We start from the raw sequence: 23085 nt of genomic DNA, 5'->3' as shown, positions 1-23085 counted from the left end.
AGAGGAGTATACGCAAGATTATGCTCAAAAGAGTGATGGTTGCTCCGGTTCGTCTGATGACGCTGGCTTATTTGCACGTAATTTGCGCATTAACCGCTGCCGACAAAGGCGCAGTACCTCTTGTTTTTCGCCATCGCTCATTTTATTCCAGTTAAAACGCTCATCCCGACTGCGAAAGCAGCCGCGACAAAATCCGCGTTCGTCAGACTGGCAAATTCCCCGGCACGGGCTCTGGACGGGAAAGAACTCTAATTGCTCCGCCACTTCGCCCTCCTCAGATAAGATTATTACCACTATTGAAGCTGTTAATGCCCAAAGTAGCAACTTTGCTTGCGCTAGACCGACTGGTCTACTACACTCCAACACATGAACAAACACACCGAACATGATACTCGCGAACATCTCCTGGCGACGGGCGAGCAACTTTGCCTGCAACGTGGATTCACCGGGATGGGGCTAAGCGAATTACTAAAAACGGCTGAAGTGCCGAAAGGGTCCTTCTATCACTACTTTCGCTCTAAAGAAGCGTTTGGCGTTGCCATGCTTGAGCGCCATTACGCCGCATATCACCAGCGACTGACGGAGTTGCTGCAATCCGGCGAAGGTAACTACCGCGACCGCATACTGGCTTATTACCAGCAAACACTGAACCAGTTTTGCCAACATGGAACCATCAGTGGTTGCCTGACAGTAAAACTCTCTGCCGAAGTGTGCGATCTGTCAGAAGATATGCGCAGCGCGATGCATAAAGGGGCTCGCGGCGTAATCGCCCTGCTCTCTCAGGCGCTGGAAAATGGCCGTGAGAACCATTGTTTAACCTTTTGTGGCGAACCGCTGCAACAGGCACAAGTGCTTTACGCACTGTGGCTTGGCGCGAATTTGCAGGCCAAAATTTCGCGCAGTTTCGAGCCACTGGAAAACGCGCTGGCCCATGTAAAAACCATTATTGCGACGCCTGCCGTTTAGCAGGCATTTTTTATCACCAGACCACCGGGAGCCTTTATGTCATCTGAAAAACTGTATTCCCCACTGAAAGTGGGCGCGATCACGGCGGCAAACCGTATTTTTATGGCACCGCTGACGCGTCTGCGCAGTATTGAACCGGGTGACATCCCTACCCCGTTGATGGCGGAATACTATCGCCAACGAGCCAGTGCCGGTTTGATTATTAGCGAAGCCACGCAAATTTCTGCCCAGGCAAAAGGATATGCCGGTGCGCCTGGCATCCATAGCCCAGAGCAAATTGCCGCATGGAAAAAAATCACCGCGGGAGTCCATGCTGAAAATGGTCACATGGCCGTGCAGCTTTGGCACACGGGGCGAATTTCTCACGCCAGCCTGCAGCCTGGCGGTCAGGCACCGGTAGCGCCTTCTGCACTTAGCGCGGGAACGCGTACTTCTCTGCGCGATGAAAAAGGTCAGGCGATCCGCGTTGAAACATCCATGCCACGTGCACTGGAACGGGAAGAGATTCCGGGCATCGTCAATGATTTCCGCCAGGCCATCGCTAACGCCCGTGAAGCTGGGTTTGATCTGGTGGAGCTACACTCTGCTCACGGTTATTTACTGCATCAGTTCCTTTCTCCTTCTTCAAACCATCGTACCGATCAGTACGGCGGCAGCGTGGAAAATCGCGCACGTCTGGTGCTGGAAGTGGTCGATGCCGGGATTGAAGAATGGGGAGCCGACCGCATTGGCATTCGTGTTTCGCCAATCGGTACTTTCCAGAACACGGATAATGGCCCAAATGAAGAAGCCGATGCACTATATCTGATTGAACAACTGGGCAAACGTGGCATAGCTTACCTGCATATGTCCGAACCGGACTGGGCGGGAGGCCAACCGTATACTGACGCGTTCCGCGAAAAAGTACGCGCCCGTTTCCACGGTCCGATTATCGGCGCAGGTGCCTACACGGTAGAAAAAGCCGAAACGTTGATCGGCAAAGGATTGATTGATGCGGTGGCATTTGGTCGTGACTGGATTGCGAACCCGGATTTGGTTGCCCGCTTGCAGCGCAAAGCTGAGCTTAACCCACAGCGTGCCGAAAGTTTCTACGGTGGCGGCGCGGAAGGCTATACCGATTACCCGACGCTGTAATCCAACATTGCGAGCGGCGCAAAGCCGCCGCTATACTAAAACAACATTTTGAATCTGTTAGCCATTTTGAGGATATAAAGATGCGTCTTCTTCATACCATGCTGCGCGTTGGCGATCTGCAACGCTCCATCGATTTTTATACCAAAGTACTGGGCATGAAACTGCTGCGTACCAGCGAAAACCCGGAATACAAATACTCACTGGCGTTTGTTGGCTATGGCCCGGAAACCGAAGAAGCGGTGATTGAACTGACCTACAACTGGGGCGTGGATAAATACGAACTCGGCACTGCTTATGGTCACATCGCGCTTAGCGTAGATAACGCCGCTGAAGCGTGCGAAAAAATCCGTCAGAACGGCGGTAACGTCACCCGTGAAGCGGGTCCGGTAAAAGGCGGCACTACGGTTATCGCGTTTGTGGAAGATCCGGACGGTTACAAAATTGAATTAATCGAAGAGAAAGACGCCGGTCGCGGTCTGGGCAACTAATCTCCTGCCGGGCGTGAACTCATCGCGCCCGCATCTTTACTGCATCGACAAGTAATATTTGTCATAATGTGCGCTGCAATTTATCCGTATTAAGAGAATCAGATGTCCGATAACGCTCAACTTACCGGTCTGTGCGACCGTTTTCGTGGTTTTTATCCTGTTGTGATCGATGTTGAAACAGCTGGATTTAACGCCAAAACCGATGCGCTGCTTGAGATTGCCGCCATCACCCTGAAAATGGATGAACAAGGCTGGCTGATGCCGGACACCACATTACATTTCCACGTCGAACCATTTGTCGGCGCAAATTTGCAGCCAGAGGCCCTCGCCTTCAACGGCATTGACCCGAACGATCCCGATCGCGGCGCGGTCAGCGAATACGAGGCGCTGCACGAAATTTTTAAAGTTGTACGTAAAGGCATTAAAGCGAGCGGCTGTAACCGCGCCATTATGGTGGCGCACAACGCCAATTTCGATCACAGCTTTATGATGGCCGCCGCAGAACGCGCCTCACTGAAACGTAACCCGTTCCACCCTTTCGCCACTTTTGACACTGCTGCACTGGCCGGGCTGGCACTCGGACAAACCGTATTGTCAAAGGCTTGCCAGACCGCTGGCATGGACTTCGACAGCACCCAGGCGCACTCCGCGCTGTACGACACCGAACGCACTGCTGTGCTGTTTTGTGAAATCGTCAACCGCTGGAAACGTCTGGGAGGCTGGCCGCTACCTGCCGCCGAAGAGGTGTAATCGAGTCGATGCCTGATGACATGCAATGATTCAGGCATCTATAGTGAGGCTATTCCACGCATCATGCATGATATTCACGGGGAATAGCGTTAATGGCAGATAATCTAAACCCTTCATCGCCCCTGCCGGACGTGTTTTCACCGGCGACCCGCGACTGGTTTCTTCGCGCCTTTAAACAGCCGACCGCTGTCCAGTCGCAAACCTGGCATGTGGCGGCGCGAGGCGAACATGCGCTGGTGATTGCACCGACTGGCTCCGGGAAAACGCTGGCAGCATTTCTCTACGCCCTCGATCAGCTCTTCCGCGAAGGCGGCGAAGATACCCGCGAGGCGCATAAGCGTAAAACCTCACGCATTCTCTATATTTCACCGATCAAAGCTCTGGGCACCGACGTTCAGCGCAACTTGCAGATCCCGTTACAGGGTATTGCCGATGAACGGCGGCGGCACGGCGAAACGGAAGTCAATCTTCGCGTGGGGATCCGTACTGGCGATACGCCTGCACAGGAACGCAGCAAACTCACCCGTAATCCGCCGGATATTCTGATCACCACACCCGAATCACTCTATCTGATGCTGACCTCCCGCGCGCGCGAAACGCTACGCGGCGTCGAAACGGTAATTATTGATGAAGTCCACGCGGTAGCGGGCAGTAAACGTGGTGCGCATCTGGCGTTAAGTCTGGAGCGGCTCGATGCGCTGCTCCACACCTCAGCACAGCGAATTGGCCTTTCTGCCACTGTACGCTCAGCCAGCGATGTGGCAGCATTTCTTGGTGGCGATCGCCCGGTTACGGTAGTCAACCCGCCCGCAATGCGCCATCCGCAGATACGGATTGTCGTACCGGTCGCCAATATGGATGATGTCTCATCGGTCGCCAGCGGCACCGGCGAAGACAGCCATGCCGGCCGGGAAGGCTCCATCTGGCCATATATTGAAACGGGTATCCTTGATGAAGTTTTGCGCCATCGCTCGACCATTGTCTTTACTAATTCACGCGGGCTGGCGGAAAAACTGACGGCACGATTGAATGAGCTTTACGCCGCACGCTTACAGCGTTCCCCGTCTATCGCCGTTGATGCGGCCCATTTCGAGTCGACCTCCGGCGCAACCTCTAACCGTGTACAAAGTAGCGACATTTTTATTGCCCGCTCACACCACGGCTCCGTGTCTAAAGAACAACGAGCCATCACCGAACAGGCGCTGAAATCGGGTGAATTACGCTGCGTGGTCGCAACCTCCAGTCTCGAACTGGGGATTGATATGGGCGCGGTGGATCTGGTAATTCAGGTGGCAACGCCGCTTTCTGTTGCCAGTGGGTTACAACGCATTGGACGTGCCGGACACCAGGTAGGTGGTATCTCCAAAGGGCTTTTTTTCCCCCGAACCAGGCGTGACTTAGTCGATTCCGCAGTCATTGTTGAGTGTATGTTCGCAGGCAGGCTGGAAAACCTGACACCACCGCATAATCCACTCGACGTCCTTGCGCAGCAGACCGTTGCCGCCGCGGCGATGGATGCATTACAGGCAGACGAATGGTACTCCCGCGTACGCCGTGCCGCACCGTGGAAAGATCTGCCAAGACGTGTTTTTGACGCCACGCTGGATATGCTTTCCGGGCGCTATCCCTCTGGCGATTTTTCTGCTTTTCGACCAAAACTGGTCTGGAACAGGGAGACCGGTATATTGACCGCCCGACCTGGCGCTCAGCTGTTGGCGGTTACCAGCGGTGGCACCATTCCGGATCGTGGCATGTATAGCGTGTTATTACCCGAAGGTGAAGAACAGGCCGGTTCGCGGCGGGTGGGTGAACTGGATGAGGAGATGGTATATGAGTCGCGGGTGAACGACATTATCACTCTCGGCGCTACCTCATGGCGGATCCAGCAAATCACCCGCGATCAGGTGATTGTGACTCCTGCTCCAGGTCGTTCTGCCCGCCTTCCCTTCTGGCGTGGTGAAGGTAACGGACGTCCGGCAGAATTAGGCGAGATGATCGGCGATTTTCTCCATTTACTGGCGGATGGCGCGTTCTTTTCCGGGACTATTCCCCCGTGGTTGGCAGAAGAAAATACGATCGCCAATATTCAGGGGTTGATTGACGAGCAGCGCAACGCGACGGGCATCGTTCCGGGTAGTCGTCATCTGGTCCTCGAACGGTGCCGTGATGAAATTGGCGACTGGCGTATTATTTTGCACTCTCCCTATGGAAGACGGGTGCATGAACCCTGGGCGCTGGCGATTGCCGGGCGAATACATGCACTATGGGGCGCTGACGCGTCTGTGGTTGCCAGTGATGACGGCATTGTTGCGCGCATTCCTGACACCGATGGTAAATTGCCCGATGCCGCGATTTTTTTGTTTGAACCAGAAAAGTTGCTGCAAATTGTCCGCGAGGCGGTAGGCAGCTCGGCACTTTTCGCCGCCCGTTTTCGCGAATGCGCCGCGCGGGCATTATTAATGCCGGGCCGCACGCCGGGCCATCGCACCCCGCTCTGGCAACAACGGCTGCGCGCCAGTCAGTTGCTGGAAATCGCTCAGGGATATCCGGATTTTCCGGTCATTCTCGAAACCCTACGCGAATGTCTGCAAGATGTTTATGATCTTCCCGCTCTGGAGCGTTTGATGCGTCGCCTGAACGGTGGCGAAATTCAAATATCCGATGTAACGACCACTACGCCTTCGCCTTTCGCCGCCAGTTTATTGTTCGGCTATGTCGCGGAATTTATGTACCAGAGCGACGCCCCGCTGGCAGAGCGCCGGGCATCCGTACTGTCGCTGGACAGCGAGTTACTGCGCAATCTACTCGGTCAGGTTGATCCTGGTGAGTTACTCGACCCGCAAGTCATTCGTCAGGTGGAAGAAGAGTTACAGCGGCTGGCACCTGGCAGAAGAGCGAAAGGTGAAGAGGGAATGTTCGACCTGCTGCGCGAACTGGGGCCAATGACCGTTGATGACCTGGCGCAACGGCATACAGGCAGCAGTGAAGAGATTGCGTCGTATCTGGAAAATCTTCTTGCAGTAAAACGAATCTTCCCGACGATGATTAGCGGGCAGGAGCGTCTTGCCTGTATGGATGATGCCGCCAGGCTGCGCGATGCCCTCGGCGTACGACTACCAGAGTCACTGCCAGAGATTTATTTGCACCGAGTCAGTTACCCGCTTCGCGACCTCTTTCTGCGCTATCTCCGGGCTCATGCTCTGGTCACGTCTGAACAACTGGCTCATGAGTTTAGTCTCGGTATTGCCATTGTCGAAGAGCAACTTCAGCAACTGCGCGAACAGGGGCTGGTGATGAATCTGCAACAAGGCATCTGGGTGAGCGATGAAGTATTTCGTCGTCTGCGTTTGCGCTCGCTGCAAGCCGCCAGAGAAGCGACACGTCCCGTTGCGGCCACGACCTATGCGCGATTGCTGCTGGAACGTCAGGGCGTATTACCCGCCACCGATGGTAGCCCGGCACTCTTTGCCTCAACATCGCCAGGCGTTTATGAGGGCGTGGATGGCGTCATGCGGGTGATCGAACAGCTTGCCGGAGTCGGTTTACCCGCCTCACTCTGGGAAAGCCAGATCCTGCCTGCCCGCGTACGCGACTATTCGCCAGAAATGCTCGATGAATTACTGGCAACCGGTGCGGTTATCTGGTCGGGGCAAAAAAAACTGGGTGAAGATGACGGTCTGGTGGCACTGCATCTACAGGAATATGCCGCAGAATCGTTCACTCCCGCCGAAGCAGATCAGGCGAATCGTTCGGCGCTGCAGCAAGCGATAATCGCTGTTCTGGCTGACGGTGGAGCCTGGTTTGCACAACAAATCAGCCAACGGATACGCGATAAAATCGACGAATCGGTTGATCCCTCTGCCCTGCAAGAGGCGTTATGGGCGCTGGTCTGGCAAGGCGTCATCACCAGCGACATTTGGGCACCGTTACGCGCCCTCACCCGCAGCAGTACCAACACACGCACCTCAACTCGTCGCAGCCACCGGGCTCGTCGTGGACGTCCTGTCTATGCGCAACCCGTCTCGCCGCTGCTATCTTACAACACACCAAATCTGGCTGGACGCTGGTCGTTATTGCAGGTGGAGCCACTAAACGATACCGAAAGGATGCTGGCGCTGGCGGAAAATATGCTCGACCGCTACGGCATCATCAGTCGTCAGGCGGTGATAACCGAAAATATCCCTGGCGGGTTTCCATCGATGCAAACGCTTTGTCGAAGTATGGAAGACTCCGGGCGAATTATGCGAGGTCGTTTTGTAGAAGGTCTGGGTGGCGCGCAATTCGCTGAACGTCTGACTATTGACCGATTGCGCGATCTGGCGACACAAGCCACGCAAACGCGCCACTATACACCAGTGGCGCTCTCTGCCAACGATCCGGCTAATGCATGGGGAAATCTTCTGCCCTGGCCTGCACATCCGGCGACGCTGATACCAACGCGTCGGGCGGGTGCGCTGGTGGTTGTTTCTGGCGGCAAATTGTTACTCTATCTGGCGCAAGGTGGCAAAAAAATGCTGGTCTGGCAGGAAAAAGAGGAATTACTCGCCCCAGAGATTTTCCACGCGCTGACTACCGCACTGCGTCGCGAACCACGGCTGCGCTTTACGCTAACAGAAGTGAATGACCTACCGGTCCGGCAAACGCCGATGTTTACGCTGCTGCGTGAGGCGGGATTTTCAAGTTCGCCACAAGGACTGGATTGGGGATAGAGAAAGGACTGACGGATGCCCGTTCGCATCCGTCAGTATTGCAGGACGGACTATTCAGCGTCCGGCTCTTCAGACTTGTATTTAGCGGCAGTTTCTTTGATCAGCTGCTGCAGTTCGCCACGCTGATACATTTCGATCACAATATCACAACCGCCGACCAGCTCGCCGTCAACCCACAGTTGCGGGAAGGTCGGCCAGTTAGCATATTTCGGCAGTTCCGCACGAATGTCCGGATTCTGCAGGATATCAACATAGGCAAAACGTTCGCCACATGCGGCAAGCGCCTGGACTGCCTGGGCAGAGAAACCGCAGCTCGGCAGTTTCGGTGAACCTTTCATGTACAGCAGGATCGGGTTTTCAGCAATCTGGCGTTGGATTTTTTCGATAGTGGTGCTCATTGTCTTGCTTCCTCAAACTTCTTTACGGCAGTAATCTGACATTGTAGCGGGTCAGTGCGGCATCGGAAAATAACATTTTCATCACGCTTTTGCTATTTTATCCCTTTGTTCTATTTGTTGCATTTCAAATATTCGTTTCTTCTCTTATGCACGGCAAACTGGCGTATTTATAACCATTTTTAGCTTCCACTGCTGCATTTTTTTGCGCTCGCCGACGAAACGTATTTTTTAACAATAAAAGCTATTAACTTTCTCTTCTTCTATGCATTAGAATCATCAAGTTTTGTAAATCAGACGCAGGCATGATAGACCTGCCTTAACAGAGGGACGCTCAGTGGCGCGGATAAACCGTATTTCGATCACGCTCTGTGCTTTACTTTTTACCACCCTGCCTTTAACGCCTATGGCCCATGCTTCAAAGCAAGCCAGGGAGAGTTCTGCTACCACTCATATCACCAAAAAAGCAGATAAAAAGAAAAGCACGGCAACCACCAAAAAGACCCAGAAAGCCAGCCAGAAAACAGCGAAAAAAGCCGCCAGTAAAAGTACGACCAAAAGCAAAACCGCTTCTTCCGTTAAAAAATCTTCCATTACTGCTTCTAAAAACGCCAAAACTCGCAGCAAACACGTCGTCAATAAAACGGCCTCAGCCAGCTTTACCGAAAAGTGTACCAAACGTAAGGGCTATAAATCGCATTGTGTGAAAGTCAAAAATGCCGCGTCAGGAACCCTTGCCGACGCACACAAAGCGAAGGTGCAAAAAGCCACAAAAGTGGCAATGAATAAACTGATGCAGCAAATTGGTAAGCCATATCGTTGGGGTGGCAGCTCACCGCGTACCGGTTTTGATTGCAGCGGCCTGGTTTATTACGCTTATAAAGATTTGGTGAAAATTCGTATTCCGCGTACGGCGAATGAAATGTATCACCTGCGTGATGCAGCCCCTATCGAACGAAGTGAACTGAAAAACGGCGACCTGGTCTTCTTCCGTACTCAGGGACGCGGTACAGCCGATCATGTCGGCGTGTATGTCGGCAACGGCAAATTTATTCAGTCACCGCGTACGGGTCAGGAAATTCAAATCACTTCTCTCAGTGAAGACTACTGGCAGCGCCACTATGTTGGCGCTCGCCGGGTAATGACCCCAAAAACACTTCGCTAAAACTTTACCCTGTTGTTACGGCAACAGGGTAAGTTCATCTTTTGTCTCACCTTTTAATTTGCTACCCTATCCATACGCACAATAAGGCTATTGTACGTATGCAAATTAATAATAAAGGAGAGTAGCAATGTCATTCGAATTACCTGCACTACCATATGCTAAAGATGCTCTGGCACCGCACATTTCTGCGGAAACCATCGAGTATCACTACGGCAAGCATCATCAGACTTATGTCACTAACCTGAACAACCTGATTAAAGGTACCGCGTTTGAAGGTAAATCACTGGAAGAGATTATTCGCAGCTCTGAAGGTGGCGTATTCAACAACGCAGCTCAGGTCTGGAACCATACCTTCTACTGGAACTGCCTGGCACCGAACGCGGGTGGCGAACCGACTGGAAAAGTCGCTGAAGCTATCGCCGCATCTTTTGGCAGCTTTGCCGATTTCAAAGCACAGTTTACTGATGCAGCAATCAAAAACTTTGGTTCTGGCTGGACCTGGCTGGTGAAAAACAGCGATGGCAAGCTGGCTATCGTTTCAACCTCTAACGCGGGTACTCCGCTGACCACCGATGCGACTCCACTGCTGACCGTTGATGTCTGGGAACACGCTTATTACATCGACTATCGCAATGCACGTCCTGGCTATCTGGAGCACTTCTGGGCGCTGGTGAACTGGGAATTCGTAGCAAAAAATCTCGCTGCATAATAACTGATGGCAAATGCAACATTGCCTGATGCGCTTCGCTTACCATGCCAACTCGGATGAAGCGTTAACACCGCATCCGGCAAGATAAATCGCACGTTGCCAGCAACTGTAACGCAGAAGGTTATCCTTCTGCGTTTTTGTTTAATTAGCTGTTGGCAACGCAAACTGCCTCAGGTTGTTTTCTGGCTGACATAAACACCAGCAATAATGCCAGTCCCGCGACAATCGCCCCCATCACCGGCACAAAACTGTATCCCAGCCCAGCGGAAATTACCGCACCACCAGCCACTGCTCCCAGCGCATTTCCAAGATTAAAGGCACCAATATTGACTGATGAAGACAGACCAGGCGCTTCACTGGCGACACGCATCACGCGCATCTGTAACGGCGGTACGACCGCAAAGGTTGCAGCTCCCCACACCACCATGCTAATAGCTGCGCCGAACTCATTGCGGGCCAGGAACGGGATTGCCAGCATAATCACCATCAGCAGCAACAAAAAGCCTTTCAACGTGCCGTTAACTGAACGATCTGCCAGTTTGCCGCCGAGATAGTTCCCAATAGAGAACCCGACACCAATCAGCACCAGCATTGCCGTGACGAACACCGGTGTTGCGTGGGTAATACTTTGCAGTACCGGAGAGATATAGGTGTAGAGGGTAAACATTGCGCCAGCTCCCAGCACCGTCGTCAGCAATGCAGACAGCACCTGCGGACGCATTAATACCGCCAGCTCTTTTTTCACTTCAGGTCGCGCCCCTGCGCCACCTTTAGGTAATGAGAAGAACAGACTTACTATTGAAATCACGCCCAGCCCCGCCGTTGCCAGAAATGACATCCGCCAGCCGATGGTTTCACCCAACCAGGTCGCCGCCGGAACACCACCGATATTTGCCAGGGTTAACCCCATAAACATAGTGGCAACTGCGCTGGCCTGTTTATGTTTTGGCACCACGCTTGCGGCCACAACTGAACCCAAACCAAAAAATGCTCCGTGATTCAGGCTGGTCAAAATGCGTGAAAGCATCAGGGTCATATAATCCGGCGCGATGGCGGAAAGTACGTTGCCAAGCGTGAAAATCGCCATCAGGAAAATCAACGCACTGCGGCGGGCACGATGAGAAAGTAGAAGCGTCATCAGCGGCGCGCCCACCATTACGCCAACTGCATAGGCACTGATTAACATTCCGGCAGCGGGAATCGAGACATCCACACCGCGCGCAATGACGGGCAACAAGCCCATTGGCGAGAACTCCGTTGTCCCGATACCAAACGCGCCAATCGCCAGCGCCAGCAACGGATAGTTAATTTTCATGCCTTATCTCCACCTCTTCGCGTCATTACGCGATATTCATTAAAGTGGCGAAAGCATGACAGCAATCACAAAAAAATGAAAATAACAAAAAGAGAAAACACTTTTGCCATTTTGCTAACAAACAGGAAGGAGATGCGAGGGAGAACGCGCTCCCTCGAGAGGAAATCAGTGCAGCGCGGCAGTCAAACCCACGGCCACGATCAAACCGAGGACGATAATCGTTGTTACCAGTGAAAATTTAAGGTCGGTGCTCATCAAGTTTTCTCCTTTTTTATTACCACACAAAAAGTGATATTACGCATTTTTACACACTGTGATGAAAAAATCTCCCGTCATTTATAATGATAAGTGTTTTTACCACTTCCCCTTTTCGTCAAGATCGGCCAAAATTCCACGCTTACACTATTTGCGTACTGGCCATTGACCCCTTCCTGACGCTCCGTGTCGTTTTTCCGGCGTACCGCAACACTTTTGTTGTGCGTAAGGTGTGTAAAGGCAAACGTTTACCTTGCGATTTTGCAGGAGCTGAAGTTAGGGTCTGGAGTGAAATGGAATGGCAACAATAAAAGATGTAGCGAAACGAGCAAACGTTTCCACTACAACTGTGTCACACGTAATCAACAAAACACGTTTCGTCGCTGAAGAAACGCGCAACGCCGTGTGGGCAGCGATCAAAGAATTACACTACTCCCCTAGCGCGGTGGCGCGTAGCCTGAAGGTTAACCACACCAAGTCTATCGGTTTGCTGGCGACCAGCAGCGAAGCGGCCTATTTTGCCGAGATAATTGAAGCGGTTGAAAAAAATTGCTTCCAGAAAGGTTACACCCTGATTCTGGGCAATGCGTGGAATAATCTTGAGAAACAGCGGGCTTATCTGTCGATGATGGCGCAAAAACGCGTCGATGGTCTGCTGGTGATGTGTTCTGAGTACCCAGAGCCGCTGCTGGCGATGCTGGAAGAGTATCGCCATATCCCAATGGTGGTGATGGACTGGGGTGAAGCAAAGGCAGACTTCACCGATGCGGTCATTGATAACGCGTTCGAAGGCGGCTACATGGCCGGGCGTTATCTGATTGAACGCGGTCACCGCGAAATCGGCGTTATCCCCGGCCCGCTGGAACGTAACACTGGCGCAGGCCGCCTTGCCGGTTTTATGAAGGCGATGGAAGAAGCGATGATCAAGGTGCCGGAAAGCTGGATTGTACAGGGTGACTTTGAACCTGAATCCGGTTATCGCGCCATGCAGCAAATACTGTCGCAGCCGCATCGCCCTACTGCCGTCTTCTGTGGTGGCGATATCATGGCAATGGGCGCACTTTGTGCTGCTGATGAAATGGGTCTGCGCGTCCCACAGGATGTTTCGCTGATCGGTTATGATAACGTGCGCAACGCCCGCTATTTTACGCCGGCGCTGACCACGATCCATCAGCCAAAAGATTCGCTGGGTGAAACAGCGTTCAACATGCTGTTGGATCGTATCGTCAACAAACGTGAAGAACCGCAGTCCATTGAAGTGCATCCGCGCTTGATTGAACGCCGCTCCGTGGCTGACGGCCCGTTCCGAGACTATCGTCGTTAATCACCCGTTGCGGGAGTCTCTTCCGGCTCCCGCAGCCACTCCTTATTCAGCGTCTCACTATCGCCGAGATACTCAAGCAACCAGGTTAACGCAGGCGACATATCATTTTGCTGCCATGTCAGACAACATGCCGAATCCGGAAAGGGGTTTTCCAGTTCTAATGCTACCCACTTCCCCTCATTAAGCCACGGTTTGGCGAAATGTGTTGGCACCATCCCTATGCATAATCCTGCCGAGATACAGGTTGCCGATGATTCCCAGTCAGGCACGACAAGTCTTTTTTGGTTATCCAGCAACCAGGTAATACGTTTAGGTAGCGTTCGCGAGGTGTCTTCGCGCACCAATGACGGCCAGTTGCGCAACGTATCATCGCTGAACGGGCCATCCATCAACGCCAGCGGGTGGTGGCTGGCAACAACGCAACTCCAGCTTAGCATCCCCATATCCCGGAAGGCATAACGACCGCCTACCGGAATCGCGCGTGTTGCGCCAATCGCCAGTTCCACGCGCCCGTCGGAAAGCGCATCCCAGACACCGTTGAACACTTCCTGAAAGACAAGAAGTTCGACATCATCAAAATGGCGATAAAAATCAACGATCATCTGCCGTGTACGTTCTGGCCTGACAATATTATCCACTGCGATAGCTAACTGACCGCGCCAGCCGTTCGCTATCTGCTGACATTGCTGCCGAGTGATCTGCATTTTTTTGACAACAGAGCGCCCTTCTTTGAGAAACCACGCCCCGGCAGCGGTCAGTTCCACATCACGGTGACGTCGTTCAAACAGAGGCACCGCCAGCCACTCTTCCAGCTGACGCACGGTATAGCTGACCGCAGAAGGAACGCGATGCAACTCCTGGGCTGCAGCGCTAAAACTACCATTACGCGCTACCGCATCAACAACTTCGAGTGAATATTCTGACCACATAGTCTGCCTGCAAAATTTTTGAAACCAGTCATCAAATATTACCGTTTCACAACACTAATTTCACTCCCTACACTTTGCGGCGGTGTTTAATTGAGAGATTTAGAGAATATACATGCAACCTGGGAAAAGATTTTTAGTCTGGCTGGCAGGTTTGAGCGTACTCGGTTTTCTGGCAACCGATATGTATCTGCCTGCTTTCGCCGCCATACAGGCCGACCTGCAAACGCCTGCGTCTGCTGTCAGTGCCAGCCTTAGTCTGTTCCTTGCCGGATTTGCCGCAGCCCAGCTTCTGTGGGGGCCGCTCTCCGACCGTTATGGTCGTAAACCGGTGTTATTTATCGGCCTGACAATTTTTGCGTTAGGTAGTCTGGGGATGCTGTGGGTTGAAAACGCCGCCACGCTGCTGGTATTGCGTTTTGTACAGGCTGTGGGTGTCTGCGCGGCGGCGGTTATCTGGCAAGCGTTAGTGACGGATTATTATCCTTCACAGAAAGTTAACCGTATTTTTGCGACCATCATGCCGCTAGTGGGTCTATCTCCGGCACTGGCTCCTCTTTTAGGAAGTTGGCTTCTGGTCCATTTTTCCTGGCAGGCGATTTTCGCCACACTGTTTGCCATTACCGTGGTACTGATTTTGCCTATTTTCTGGCTTAAACCCACGACGAAGGCCCGTAACAATAGTCAGGATGCGTTGACCTTTACCGACTTACTGCGTTCAAAAACCTATCGTGGCAATGTGCTGATTTACGCGGCCTGTTCAGCCAGTTTTTTTGCATGGCTGACCGGTTCACCGTTCATCCTTAGCGAAATGGGTTACAGCCCGGCAGTGATTGGTTTAAGTTATGTCCCGCAAACTATCGCGTTTCTGATTGGTGGCTATGGCTGTCGCGCCGCACTACAAAAATGGCAAGGCAAGCAGTTATTACCGTGGTTGCTGGTGCTGTTTGCTGTCAGCGTCATTGCGACCTGGGCTGCGGGCTTCATTAGCCATGTGTCGCTGGCCGAAATCCTGATCCCATTCTGTGTGATGGCGATTGCCAACGGCGCGATCTACCCGATTGTTGTCGCCCAGGCACTGCGTCCTTTCCCACATGCAACTGGTCGCGCCGCAGCGTTGCAGAACACTCTACAACTGGGTCTGTGCTTCCTCGCAAGTCTGGTAGTTTCCTGGCTTATCAGTATCAGCACGCCATTGCTCACCACCACCAGCGTGATGTTATCAACAGTAGTGCTGGTCGCTCTGGGTTACAAGATGCAACGTTGTGAAGAAGTAGACTGCCAGAATCATGGCAATGCCGAAGTCGCTCATAGCGAATCACACTGATCTATATCGATATGCTTATACTTAGGCTGCTAACAAAATTTTGTTGTATGATTGAAATTAGCGGCCTATACTAATTTCGAGTTGTTAAAGCTACGATAAATATTATGTTTTTACGGGGACAGGATCGTTCCCGACTCACTATGGATGGTCATTTCGGCAAGGGTTCCTCCTTTCCCTCTGTTCTACGTCGGATTATAGACTCGCGGTTTTTTCTGCGAGATTTCTCACAAAGCCCAAAAAGCGTCTACGCTGTTTTAAGGTTCTGATCACCGACCAGTGATGGAGAAACTATGAGTTCATCGTGTATAGAAGAAGTCAGTGTACCGGATGACAACTGGTACCGTATCGCCAACGAATTACTTAGCCGTGCCGGTATAGCCATTAACGGTTCTGCCCCGGCGGATATTCGTGTCAAAAACCCCGATTTTTTTAAACGCGTTCTGCAGGAAGGCTCTTTGGGGTTAGGCGAAAGTTATATGGATGGCTGGTGGGAATGTGACCGACTGGATATGTTTTTTAGCAAAGTCTTACGCGCAGGTCTCGAGAACCAACTCCCCCATCATTTCAAAGACACGCTGCGTATTGCCGGCGCTCGTCTCTTCAATCTGCAGAGTAAAAAACGTGCCTGGATAGTCGGCAAAGAGCATTACGATTTGGGTAATGACTTGTTCAGCCGCATGCTTGATCCCTTCATGCAATATTCCTGCGCTTACTGGAAAGATGCCGATAATCTGGAATCTGCCCAGCAGGCGAAGCTCAAAATGATTTGTGAAAAATTGCAGTTAAAACCAGGGATGCGCGTACTGGATATTGGCTGTGGTTGGGGCGGACTGGCGCATTACATGGCGTCTAACTATGACGTAAGCGTGGTGGGCGTCACCATTTCTGCTGAACAGCAAAAAATGGCTCAGGAACGCTGTAAAGGCCTGGATGTCACCATTTTGCTGCAAGATTATCGTGACCTGAACGACCAGTTTGATCGTATTGTTTCTGTGGGGATGTTCGAGCACGTCGGACCGAAAAATTACGATACCTATTTTGCGGTGGTGGATCGTAATTTGAAACCGGAAGGCATATTCCTGCTCCATACTATCGGTTCGAAAAAAACCGATCTGAATGTTGATCCCTGGATTAATAAATATATTTTCCCGAACGGTTGCCTGCCCTCTGTGCGCCAGATTGCTCAGTCCAGCGAACCCCACTTTGTGATGGAAGACTGGCATAACTTCGGTGCTGATTACGATACTACGTTGATGGCGTGGTATGAACGATTCCTCGCCGCATGGCCAGAAATTGCGGATAATTACAGTGAACGCTTTAAACGGATGTTTACCTATTATCTGAATGCCTGTGCAGGTGCTTTCCGCGCCCGTGATATTCAGCTCTGGCAGGTGGTGTTCTCTCGCGGAGTCGAAAACGGCCTTCGAGTCGCTCGCTAGAGGCTATTCTATCGCCCCCGCTCCGGGGGCGATTTCAGATCAGGCTTCTGTACCTGGTTGATTCATGGCATTTTCTCGTGCCGCCAGCACACGTTCTACCGTATCTACCACTGCCTGAGTTTGTGGATCGATTTCAATGTTGACGCGTGCGCCGAGTTTTTTCTTCCCAAGAGTCGTGCGTTCCAGTGTTTCCGGAATTAAATGGACGCAAAAACGCGTTGGCGTGACTTCGCCGACGGTCAGGCTAATACCGTCGATGCCAATAAATCCTTTGTACAGGATATATTTCATCAGCTGACTATCCTGGACTTTAAACCAGATCTGGCGATTATTTTCCGAGGTTAATATTTTAGCCACTTCAGCGGTGGTCATAATATGACCTGACATTAAGTGTCCGCCAATTTCATCGCTAAATTTCGCCGCCCGCTCAACATTTACCCAATCCCCCACGTTTAAATCGCCAAGATTGGTAATACGTAACGTTTCTTTCATCAGGTCAAAACTGACATGGTTGCCGTTAATCTCCGTCACGGTCAGGCAGCAACCGTTATGCGCCACGGACGCACCGGTTTCCAGACCGTCCAGCATGTAGTCAGGTAACTCAACCACATGTGTGCGAAAATTTGGTTTCTCGTCAATCGACACCAGTTTTGCGGTGCCCTGTACAATCCCCGTAAACATACTCACAACTCCTGAAATCAGTTAAGACATTCTGTTCAGCACAATAGCAGGTGGAAAACGCCCTTACCAGTGAAGGGGTAAGAATGGCTATTTTTTCACTGGAGAATTAATAAATCCTCGCTACAATAGACTGAATTTCCCCTGCTTCTTCTTTTTGCTGCCCATTCAGGCGGCTTTTTAGTCTCTCATATAACTACAAATAAAAGGTGTTCACGTGCAGAAGTATATCAGTGAAGCGCGTCTGTTATTAGCATTAGCAATCCCGGTGATTCTCGCGCAAATCGCCCAAACTGCGATGGGTTTTGTCGATACCGTGATGGCGGGCGGCTATAGTGCCACCGACATGGCGGCGGTCGCTATCGGTACTTCTATCTGGCTTCCGGCGATCCTCTTTGGTCACGGGCTGCTGCTGGCATTAACGCCGGTTATCGCGCAATTAAATGGTTCCGGTCGACGTGAGCGCATTGCGCATCAGGTGCGACAAGGGTTCTGGCTGGCAGGTTTTGTTTCCGTTCTTATTATGCTGGTGCTGTGGAATGCGGGTTACATTATCCGATCTATGGAAAATATCGACCCGGCTCTGGCGGACAAAGCCGTGGGTTATTTGCGTGCATTGCTGTGGGGCGCACCGGGCTATCTGTTCTTCCAGGTTACCCGTAACCAGTGTGAAGGTCTGGCAAAAACCAAGCCGGGTATGGTGATGGGCTTTATCGGCCTGCTGGTGAACATTCCGGTGAACTATATCTTTATTTATGGTCATTTCGGTATGCCAGAGCTCGGTGGCGTTGGTTGTGGCGTAGCTACAGCAGCGGTGTATTGGGTCATGTTCCTTGCCATGGTTTCTTACATTAAACGCGCCCGCTCGATGCGCGATATCCGTAACGAAAAAGGCACCGCGAAACCCGATCCTGCGGTTATGAAACGACTGATTCAACTCGGTTTGCCGATTGCACTGGCACTGTTCTTTGAAGTAACGCTGTTTGCCGTCGTGGCTCTGTTAGTGTCTCCGCTCGGTATTGTTGATGTCGCAGGACATCAGATTGCCCTGAACTTTAGTTCACTGATGTTCGTGCTTCCCATGTCGCTGGCGGCAGCGGTAACTATCCGCGTAGGTTATCGTCTGGGTCAGGGTTCAACGCTGGATGCACAAACAGCAGCGCGGACCGGCCTTATGGTGGGTGTCTGTATGGCGACTCTGACGGCCATATTCACAGTTTCACTGCGGGAGCAAATCGCCCTCTTGTATAACGACAATCCCGAGGTTGTAACGCTGGCTGCGCATTTGATGTTGCTGGCGGCAGTATATCAGATTTCTGACTCAATCCAGGTCATTGGCAGTGGGATTTTGCGTGGTTATAAAGATACGCGCTCCATTTTCTATATCACCTTTACGGCTTACTGGGTGCTGGGCTTGCCAAGCGGCTATATTCTGGCACTGACCGATCTGGTTGTTGAGCCTATGGGGCCAGCAGGCTTCTGGATAGGGTTTATTATCGGCCTGACATCGGCAGCTATTATGATGATGCTGCGAATGCGTTTCCTGCAACGTCTGCCATCAACCATCATTCTGCAACGAGCAGCTCGCTAGTAAAGATAAGGCGCAACCTTCACGGGTTGCGCCTGTGTTTTTACGCAGGCTGGAGCGTTGCGCCAATCCCGTCTTCGTCTGGCTGTAATTTCAGTGCGTTACACAAAGTTTGCCGACTGGCATCTGTTATCTCAACGTGTATATCACCGTTAACATCCCCTTTAACATTGATGAAGTCAGGTGAAATCTCTTTCGCACTGGTTTGCAGGCAAATCGCTCCCTCTCCGCGCAGGTGTTTCACTTTCAGTTGCACATGCGTTGCCGCATCAGTGATCAGCCACAGTTTTCCACCATTCAGATTGATGTTACCAATATTGAAAGTGACACTGTCACCTTTTACCGTACTGCCATCGAAAATCAACACACCGCCCTGCTGTACAGTAATCGATGATTGTTGCAGATCTGCGCCATAGCCAATAATCATTGAAGCGCCGTCCAGTAATGCAACACTCCCGGTCAGTTCAACCGGTGCGCGATCTTCCTCTACGACAAAATTTTCGTCCGCGCTGGTGGGTGACAACAAGATCACTGTCCCACCTTGTATTACCGCGTTTTCCAGCGTACCAGCATGCACTTCAGCCCGACCACCCACATTAACGGACAGGTTTTGCGTCTTACCGGAACTATAGAGCTGAAGGCCATCCGTCCCCAGACGATAAGTGGATCCATTCTCAACAATAGTGTCAGAGTCTTCACCACCGAGATTATTCATGGTGCCGCCAGCAAGCAATGTATCACTGGCTTTCCCCGCCAGCATAAAAACGCCGCCCTGATTAATCTCACAATTGCTGGCTTCCCCACCTGGATACACCAACAATTCACCACCTTCATCTACCACGACCGCTGAGGTCGTCCCGTTGACCAACAGGCCGCCCTCTTGATCGAGAATGATTTTTTCCGCGCGATGGCCTTCCAGTACACGCAGGTTACCGCCATTTTCCAGCAACAAACCGCAGGCATAACCCTGATCAACGCTAAATTTACCTTCTGGATGGCGGCCATTAACCGTAGCGAGCGTAGAGAGACTAATTGCGCCTCCCTCGGACTGAACAATGTCTGTGGCAATGGCACCGTCACTGACCGATAGCGTGCCATTGTTGCCGTACTGTGTGCATTTGGCGATCCCACCGGTTGCCACTTTCAACCAACCGGCCCCCGTGACCACGGTATTTTCGGCTCTTGCGCCAGCTTCAACAATTAACTCACCTTCAGTAAGTTGCGTCGCGCCAATGACCTCGCCGGTCTTAACAATTTGCACGTTCCCGTCGCTCATCAAGTTTTTCGCATCAGATCCCATGATTTATTCCTTTGCTGCATCTGTGTGCCTTTATTGCTACATAAGTGTAAAGGCTACGGAGGATTTATCCACGACAGATTTTGAGATGGTGGCAAACAACTCTGTTTAAACTCTGATACACAGATTATTGGGTTGTGTCAGATGTAAATGCGATCCTGAATAAAAATCGCCCTTGCAAATCAACAAAATATAGCCAATTTGCTTAAAAGCTCTGCAAACGGTCGAAATACCGCAGAAAATTACGTTTTGCCTCTTGCCACCTTCCCACTCTGCCGCTAATATTCGTCCCCGTTGTCACCTACAACGTTGCGTTCATAGCTCAGTTGGTTAGAGCACCACCTTGACATGGTGGGGGTCGTTGGTTCGAGTCCAATTGAACGCACCATCCTGCGTCCGTAGCTCAGTTGGTTAGAGCACCACCTTGACATGGTGGGGGTCGGTGGTTCGAGTCCACTCGGACGCACCAGATTTTCTTAATCTGGTCTTCTCCTTTTTCCCTCTGTTTCTTCTCTGTATCCAATACGTTAAAAGATTTACACTGTCTTCGTATGCGTTATCAGAAGGAGAATCGCTATGGCAACTTTGTTACAACTTCATTTTGCTTTTAATGGCCCATTTGGCGACGCAATGGCTGAGCAGCTTAAACCGCTTGCTGAGTCGATTAATCAGGAACCTGGTTTTCTGTGGAAGGTATGGACAGAAAGTGAAAAGAACCACGAAGCCGGTGGGATCTACCTTTTCACTGATGAAAAAAGCGCCCTTGCCTATCTGGAAAAACATACTGCCCGACTGAAAAATCTCGGCGTTGAGGAAGTTGTCGCCAAAGTTTTCGATGTCAATGAGCCACTGAGTCAAATCAATCAGGCAAAACTCGCCTGACAGATTTTAACCAAGGGCGGTTAGCGCCCTTTTCATCCCTGTCTGAAATTTCTCAAATTCTAAAAATTTCAACCAAACTTATCTGATAACACTAAATTCGAAAGAATGCGTACAGGTAAGTAACAATGAAAAAAATTGCTATTGTGGGTGCCGGGCCTACGGGGATCTACACCTTATTCTCGCTTCTACAGCAACAAACTCCACTTTCTATTTCTATCTTCGAGCAGGCTGACGAAGCCGGTGTCGGGATGCCATACAGTGATGAGGAAAACTCAAAACTGATGCTGGCAAATATTGCCAGTATTGAAATACCGCCGATTTATTGTACATATCTCGAATGGCTACAAAAGCAAGAAGCCAGCCATCTCCAGCGTTATGGCGTTAAAAAAGAAACCTTGCACGATCGCCAGTTTTTACCGCGAATTCTGCTGGGCGAATATTTCCGCGATCAATTTTTACGATTAGTAGACCAGGCACGACAGCAAAAATTTGCAGTGGCTGTTTATGAATCATGCCAGGTTACCGATCTGAAAATTATAAATGCTGGCGTCATGCTCGCTACAAATCAGGATTTACCCATCGAGACGTTTGATTTAGCGGTGATCGCGACGGGTCACGTCTGGCCTGATGAAGAAGAAGCAACCAGAACGTATTTTCCCAGCCCGTGGTCAGGCCTGATGGAAGCAAAGGTTGATGCGTGTAACGTGGGTATTATGGGAACATCCTTGAGCGGACTGGATGCGGCAATGGCAGTGGCTATTCAACATGGTTCATTTATTGAAGATGATAAACAACATGTTATTTATCAACTCAATAACACAAGTGAAAAGCTAAGTATTACGCTAATGTCACGCACGGGTATTTTACCGGAAGCCGATTTCTATTGCCCTATTCCCTACGAGCCCTTACACATCGTCACTGAACAGGCATTAAATGCGGAGATTCAAAAAGGCGAAGAGGGCCTTTTGGATCGAGTATTCGAATTAATAGTAGAGGAAATCAAATTTGCTGATCCAGACTGGAGCCAACGCATAGCCTTAGAGAGCCTGAATGTCGATTCCTTTGCTCAAGCCTGGTTTGCCGAGCGCAAACAACGCGACCCATTCGACTGGGCAGAAAAAAATCTCCAGGAAGTCGAACGCAATAAACGAGAAAAACATACTGTTCCCTGGCGTTATGTCATTCTGCGCCTGCATGAAGCCGTACAGGAAATTGTTCCTCATCTGAATGAACACGACCATAAACGGTTCAGTAAAGGCCTTGCCCGGGTTTTCATCGATAATTATGCGGCAATCCCTTCAGAGTCTATTCGTCGACTACTGGCCTTACGTGAAGCGGGAATCATTCATATTCTCGCCCTCGGTGAAGACTACGAAATGGAAATTAATGAGTCGCGCACCGTCCTGAAAACGGAAGACGATAGCTACTCGTTTGACGTTTTTATTGATGCCCGCGGGCAGCGTCCGCTTAAAGTGAAAGATATTCCTTTCCCTGGACTACGCGAACAATTACAGAAAACAGGGGATGAAATCCCTGATGTTGGCGAAGATTATACGCTACAGCAACCCGAAGAAATTCGTGGGCGCGTAGCGTTCGGCGCGTTGCCCTGGTTGATGCACGACCGGCCATTCGTACAGGGACTTACGGCATGTGCAGAAATTGGTGAGGCGATGGCTCAGGCGGTCGTAAAGCCTGCATCCCGTGCTCGTCGGCGTCTTTCGTTTGATCAAATGTAAAA

Annotated in this window: 20 protein-coding genes and 2 tRNA genes; 15 read left to right on the top strand and 7 right to left on the bottom strand. The window is 51.2% G+C overall.

What is annotated here, in order from left to right:
* Positions 1 to 24: 24 nt before the first annotated feature.
* Complete coding sequence (gene ydhL, locus AABJ99_RS11550; RefSeq protein WP_000840481.1) at positions 25 to 264, bottom strand: DUF1289 domain-containing protein; 240 nt, start codon at positions 262 to 264, stop codon at positions 25 to 27.
* A 102-nt stretch (positions 265 to 366) separates the two neighbouring features.
* Between ydhL and nemR the strand changes: the two genes are divergently transcribed.
* The 5 genes from nemR to lhr all read left to right on the top strand — a co-directional run bounded on the left by nemR (position 367) and on the right by lhr (position 8047).
* On the top strand, positions 367 to 966 hold the full coding sequence (gene nemR, locus AABJ99_RS11545; RefSeq protein WP_039021261.1) for a DNA-binding transcriptional regulator NemR: 600 nt from the start codon (positions 367 to 369) through the stop codon (positions 964 to 966).
* Positions 967 to 1002: 36 nt separating this feature from the next.
* Positions 1003 to 2100 (top strand): N-ethylmaleimide reductase, encoded by a 1098-nt coding sequence (gene nemA / locus AABJ99_RS11540; protein WP_039021260.1) that lies wholly within the window; start codon positions 1003 to 1005, stop codon positions 2098 to 2100.
* A gap of 80 nt (positions 2101 to 2180) precedes the next feature.
* Positions 2181 to 2588 carry a lactoylglutathione lyase gene (gene gloA / locus AABJ99_RS11535; protein ID WP_001237796.1) on the top strand — a complete coding sequence of 136 codons (408 nt, stop codon included), beginning with the start codon at positions 2181 to 2183 and terminating at the stop codon, positions 2586 to 2588.
* 102 nt (positions 2589 to 2690) lie between these two features.
* A complete protein-coding gene (gene rnt / locus AABJ99_RS11530) occupies positions 2691 to 3338 on the top strand; it encodes a ribonuclease T (protein ID WP_001282281.1) in 648 nt (215 codons plus the stop codon).
* Positions 3339 to 3430: 92 nt separating this feature from the next.
* On the top strand, positions 3431 to 8047 hold the full coding sequence (gene lhr / locus AABJ99_RS11525; protein WP_039021259.1) for an ATP-dependent helicase: 4617 nt from the start codon (positions 3431 to 3433) through the stop codon (positions 8045 to 8047).
* 50 nt (positions 8048 to 8097) lie between these two features.
* On the opposite strand, the gene grxD is transcribed toward lhr, so the two are convergent.
* On the bottom strand, positions 8098 to 8445 hold the full coding sequence (gene grxD / locus AABJ99_RS11520; RefSeq protein WP_000108172.1) for a monothiol glutaredoxin 4: 348 nt from the start codon (positions 8443 to 8445) through the stop codon (positions 8098 to 8100).
* Positions 8446 to 8779: 334 nt separating this feature from the next.
* Here grxD and mepH point away from each other — a divergent pair, with 334 nt between their 5' ends.
* Together mepH and sodB are read left to right on the top strand one after the other, a co-directional pair.
* Positions 8780 to 9607 (top strand): peptidoglycan DD-endopeptidase MepH, encoded by an 828-nt coding sequence (gene mepH / locus AABJ99_RS11515; protein WP_000101187.1) that lies wholly within the window; start codon positions 8780 to 8782, stop codon positions 9605 to 9607.
* Between the two features lie 127 nt (positions 9608 to 9734).
* On the top strand, positions 9735 to 10316 hold the full coding sequence (gene sodB / locus AABJ99_RS11510) for a superoxide dismutase [Fe] (RefSeq protein WP_000007283.1): 582 nt from the start codon (positions 9735 to 9737) through the stop codon (positions 10314 to 10316).
* 145 nt (positions 10317 to 10461) lie between these two features.
* Here sodB and ydhP read toward each other — a convergent pair whose 3' ends face one another.
* Positions 10462 to 11631, bottom strand: a complete 1170-nt coding sequence (gene ydhP / locus AABJ99_RS11505) for an MFS transporter (protein ID WP_032303132.1) — start codon at positions 11629 to 11631, stop codon at positions 10462 to 10464.
* A gap of 165 nt (positions 11632 to 11796) precedes the next feature.
* Positions 11797 to 11886, bottom strand: coding sequence for a cytochrome bd-I accessory subunit CydH (cydH, locus tag AABJ99_RS11500; protein WP_000102278.1), 90 nt, complete (start codon positions 11884 to 11886; stop codon positions 11797 to 11799).
* Positions 11887 to 12184: 298 nt separating this feature from the next.
* Here cydH and purR point away from each other — a divergent pair, with 298 nt between their 5' ends.
* Positions 12185 to 13210 (top strand): HTH-type transcriptional repressor PurR, encoded by a 1026-nt coding sequence (gene purR, locus AABJ99_RS11495; RefSeq protein ID WP_000190982.1) that lies wholly within the window; start codon positions 12185 to 12187, stop codon positions 13208 to 13210.
* On the opposite strand, the gene punR is transcribed toward purR, so the two are convergent.
* Positions 13207 to 14139: a DNA-binding transcriptional activator PunR gene (gene punR, locus AABJ99_RS11490; protein WP_000269493.1), complete on the bottom strand. Its 933-nt coding sequence runs from the start codon at positions 14137 to 14139 to the stop codon at positions 13207 to 13209. The two genes, purR and punR, sit on opposite strands and share 4 nt — an antisense overlap.
* A 112-nt stretch (positions 14140 to 14251) precedes the next feature.
* Between punR and punC the strand changes: the two genes are divergently transcribed.
* Positions 14252 to 15463, top strand: a complete 1212-nt coding sequence (gene punC / locus AABJ99_RS11485; protein ID WP_039021257.1) for a purine nucleoside transporter PunC — start codon at positions 14252 to 14254, stop codon at positions 15461 to 15463.
* 290 nt (positions 15464 to 15753) lie between these two features.
* Positions 15754 to 16902 (top strand): cyclopropane fatty acyl phospholipid synthase, encoded by a 1149-nt coding sequence (gene cfa / locus AABJ99_RS11480; RefSeq protein ID WP_000098906.1) that lies wholly within the window; start codon positions 15754 to 15756, stop codon positions 16900 to 16902.
* A gap of 39 nt (positions 16903 to 16941) precedes the next feature.
* Here the strand turns inward: cfa and ribC are convergent, their stop codons facing one another.
* The gene (ribC, locus tag AABJ99_RS11475; protein WP_000493965.1) at positions 16942 to 17583 is read right to left on the bottom strand and encodes a riboflavin synthase; all 642 of its coding nucleotides are present in this window, start codon (positions 17581 to 17583) and stop codon (positions 16942 to 16944) included.
* A gap of 214 nt (positions 17584 to 17797) precedes the next feature.
* Between ribC and mdtK the strand changes: the two genes are divergently transcribed.
* Complete coding sequence (mdtK, locus tag AABJ99_RS11470; protein WP_338387561.1) at positions 17798 to 19171, top strand: multidrug efflux MATE transporter MdtK; 1374 nt, start codon at positions 17798 to 17800, stop codon at positions 19169 to 19171.
* A 40-nt stretch (positions 19172 to 19211) separates the two neighbouring features.
* Here mdtK and ydhQ read toward each other — a convergent pair whose 3' ends face one another.
* Entirely contained in the window at positions 19212 to 20468 is a 1257-nt protein-coding gene (ydhQ, locus tag AABJ99_RS11465; protein WP_039021256.1) for an AIDA repeat-containing protein, read from the bottom strand.
* Positions 20469 to 20776: 308 nt separating this feature from the next.
* Here ydhQ and AABJ99_RS11460 point away from each other — a divergent pair.
* From AABJ99_RS11460 to ydhS, 4 genes are all read left to right on the top strand, one after another.
* A tRNA-Val gene (locus AABJ99_RS11460) sits at positions 20777 to 20853 on the top strand.
* 4 nt (positions 20854 to 20857) lie between these two features.
* Positions 20858 to 20934: transfer RNA gene (locus AABJ99_RS11455), tRNA-Val, on the top strand.
* A gap of 107 nt (positions 20935 to 21041) precedes the next feature.
* Complete coding sequence (gene ydhR, locus AABJ99_RS11450) at positions 21042 to 21347, top strand: monooxygenase (RefSeq protein WP_000212657.1); 306 nt, start codon at positions 21042 to 21044, stop codon at positions 21345 to 21347.
* A gap of 125 nt (positions 21348 to 21472) precedes the next feature.
* Positions 21473 to 23083, top strand: a complete 1611-nt coding sequence (gene ydhS, locus AABJ99_RS11445; protein ID WP_039021255.1) for an FAD-NAD(P)-binding protein — start codon at positions 21473 to 21475, stop codon at positions 23081 to 23083.
* Positions 23084 to 23085 lie beyond the last annotated feature (2 nt).

The sequence above is a fragment of the Escherichia coli genome, assembly GCF_036503815.1.
Classification (GTDB): domain Bacteria; phylum Pseudomonadota; class Gammaproteobacteria; order Enterobacterales; family Enterobacteriaceae; genus Escherichia; species Escherichia coli_F.
This window is presented reverse-complemented; position numbering and strand designations above follow the sequence as displayed.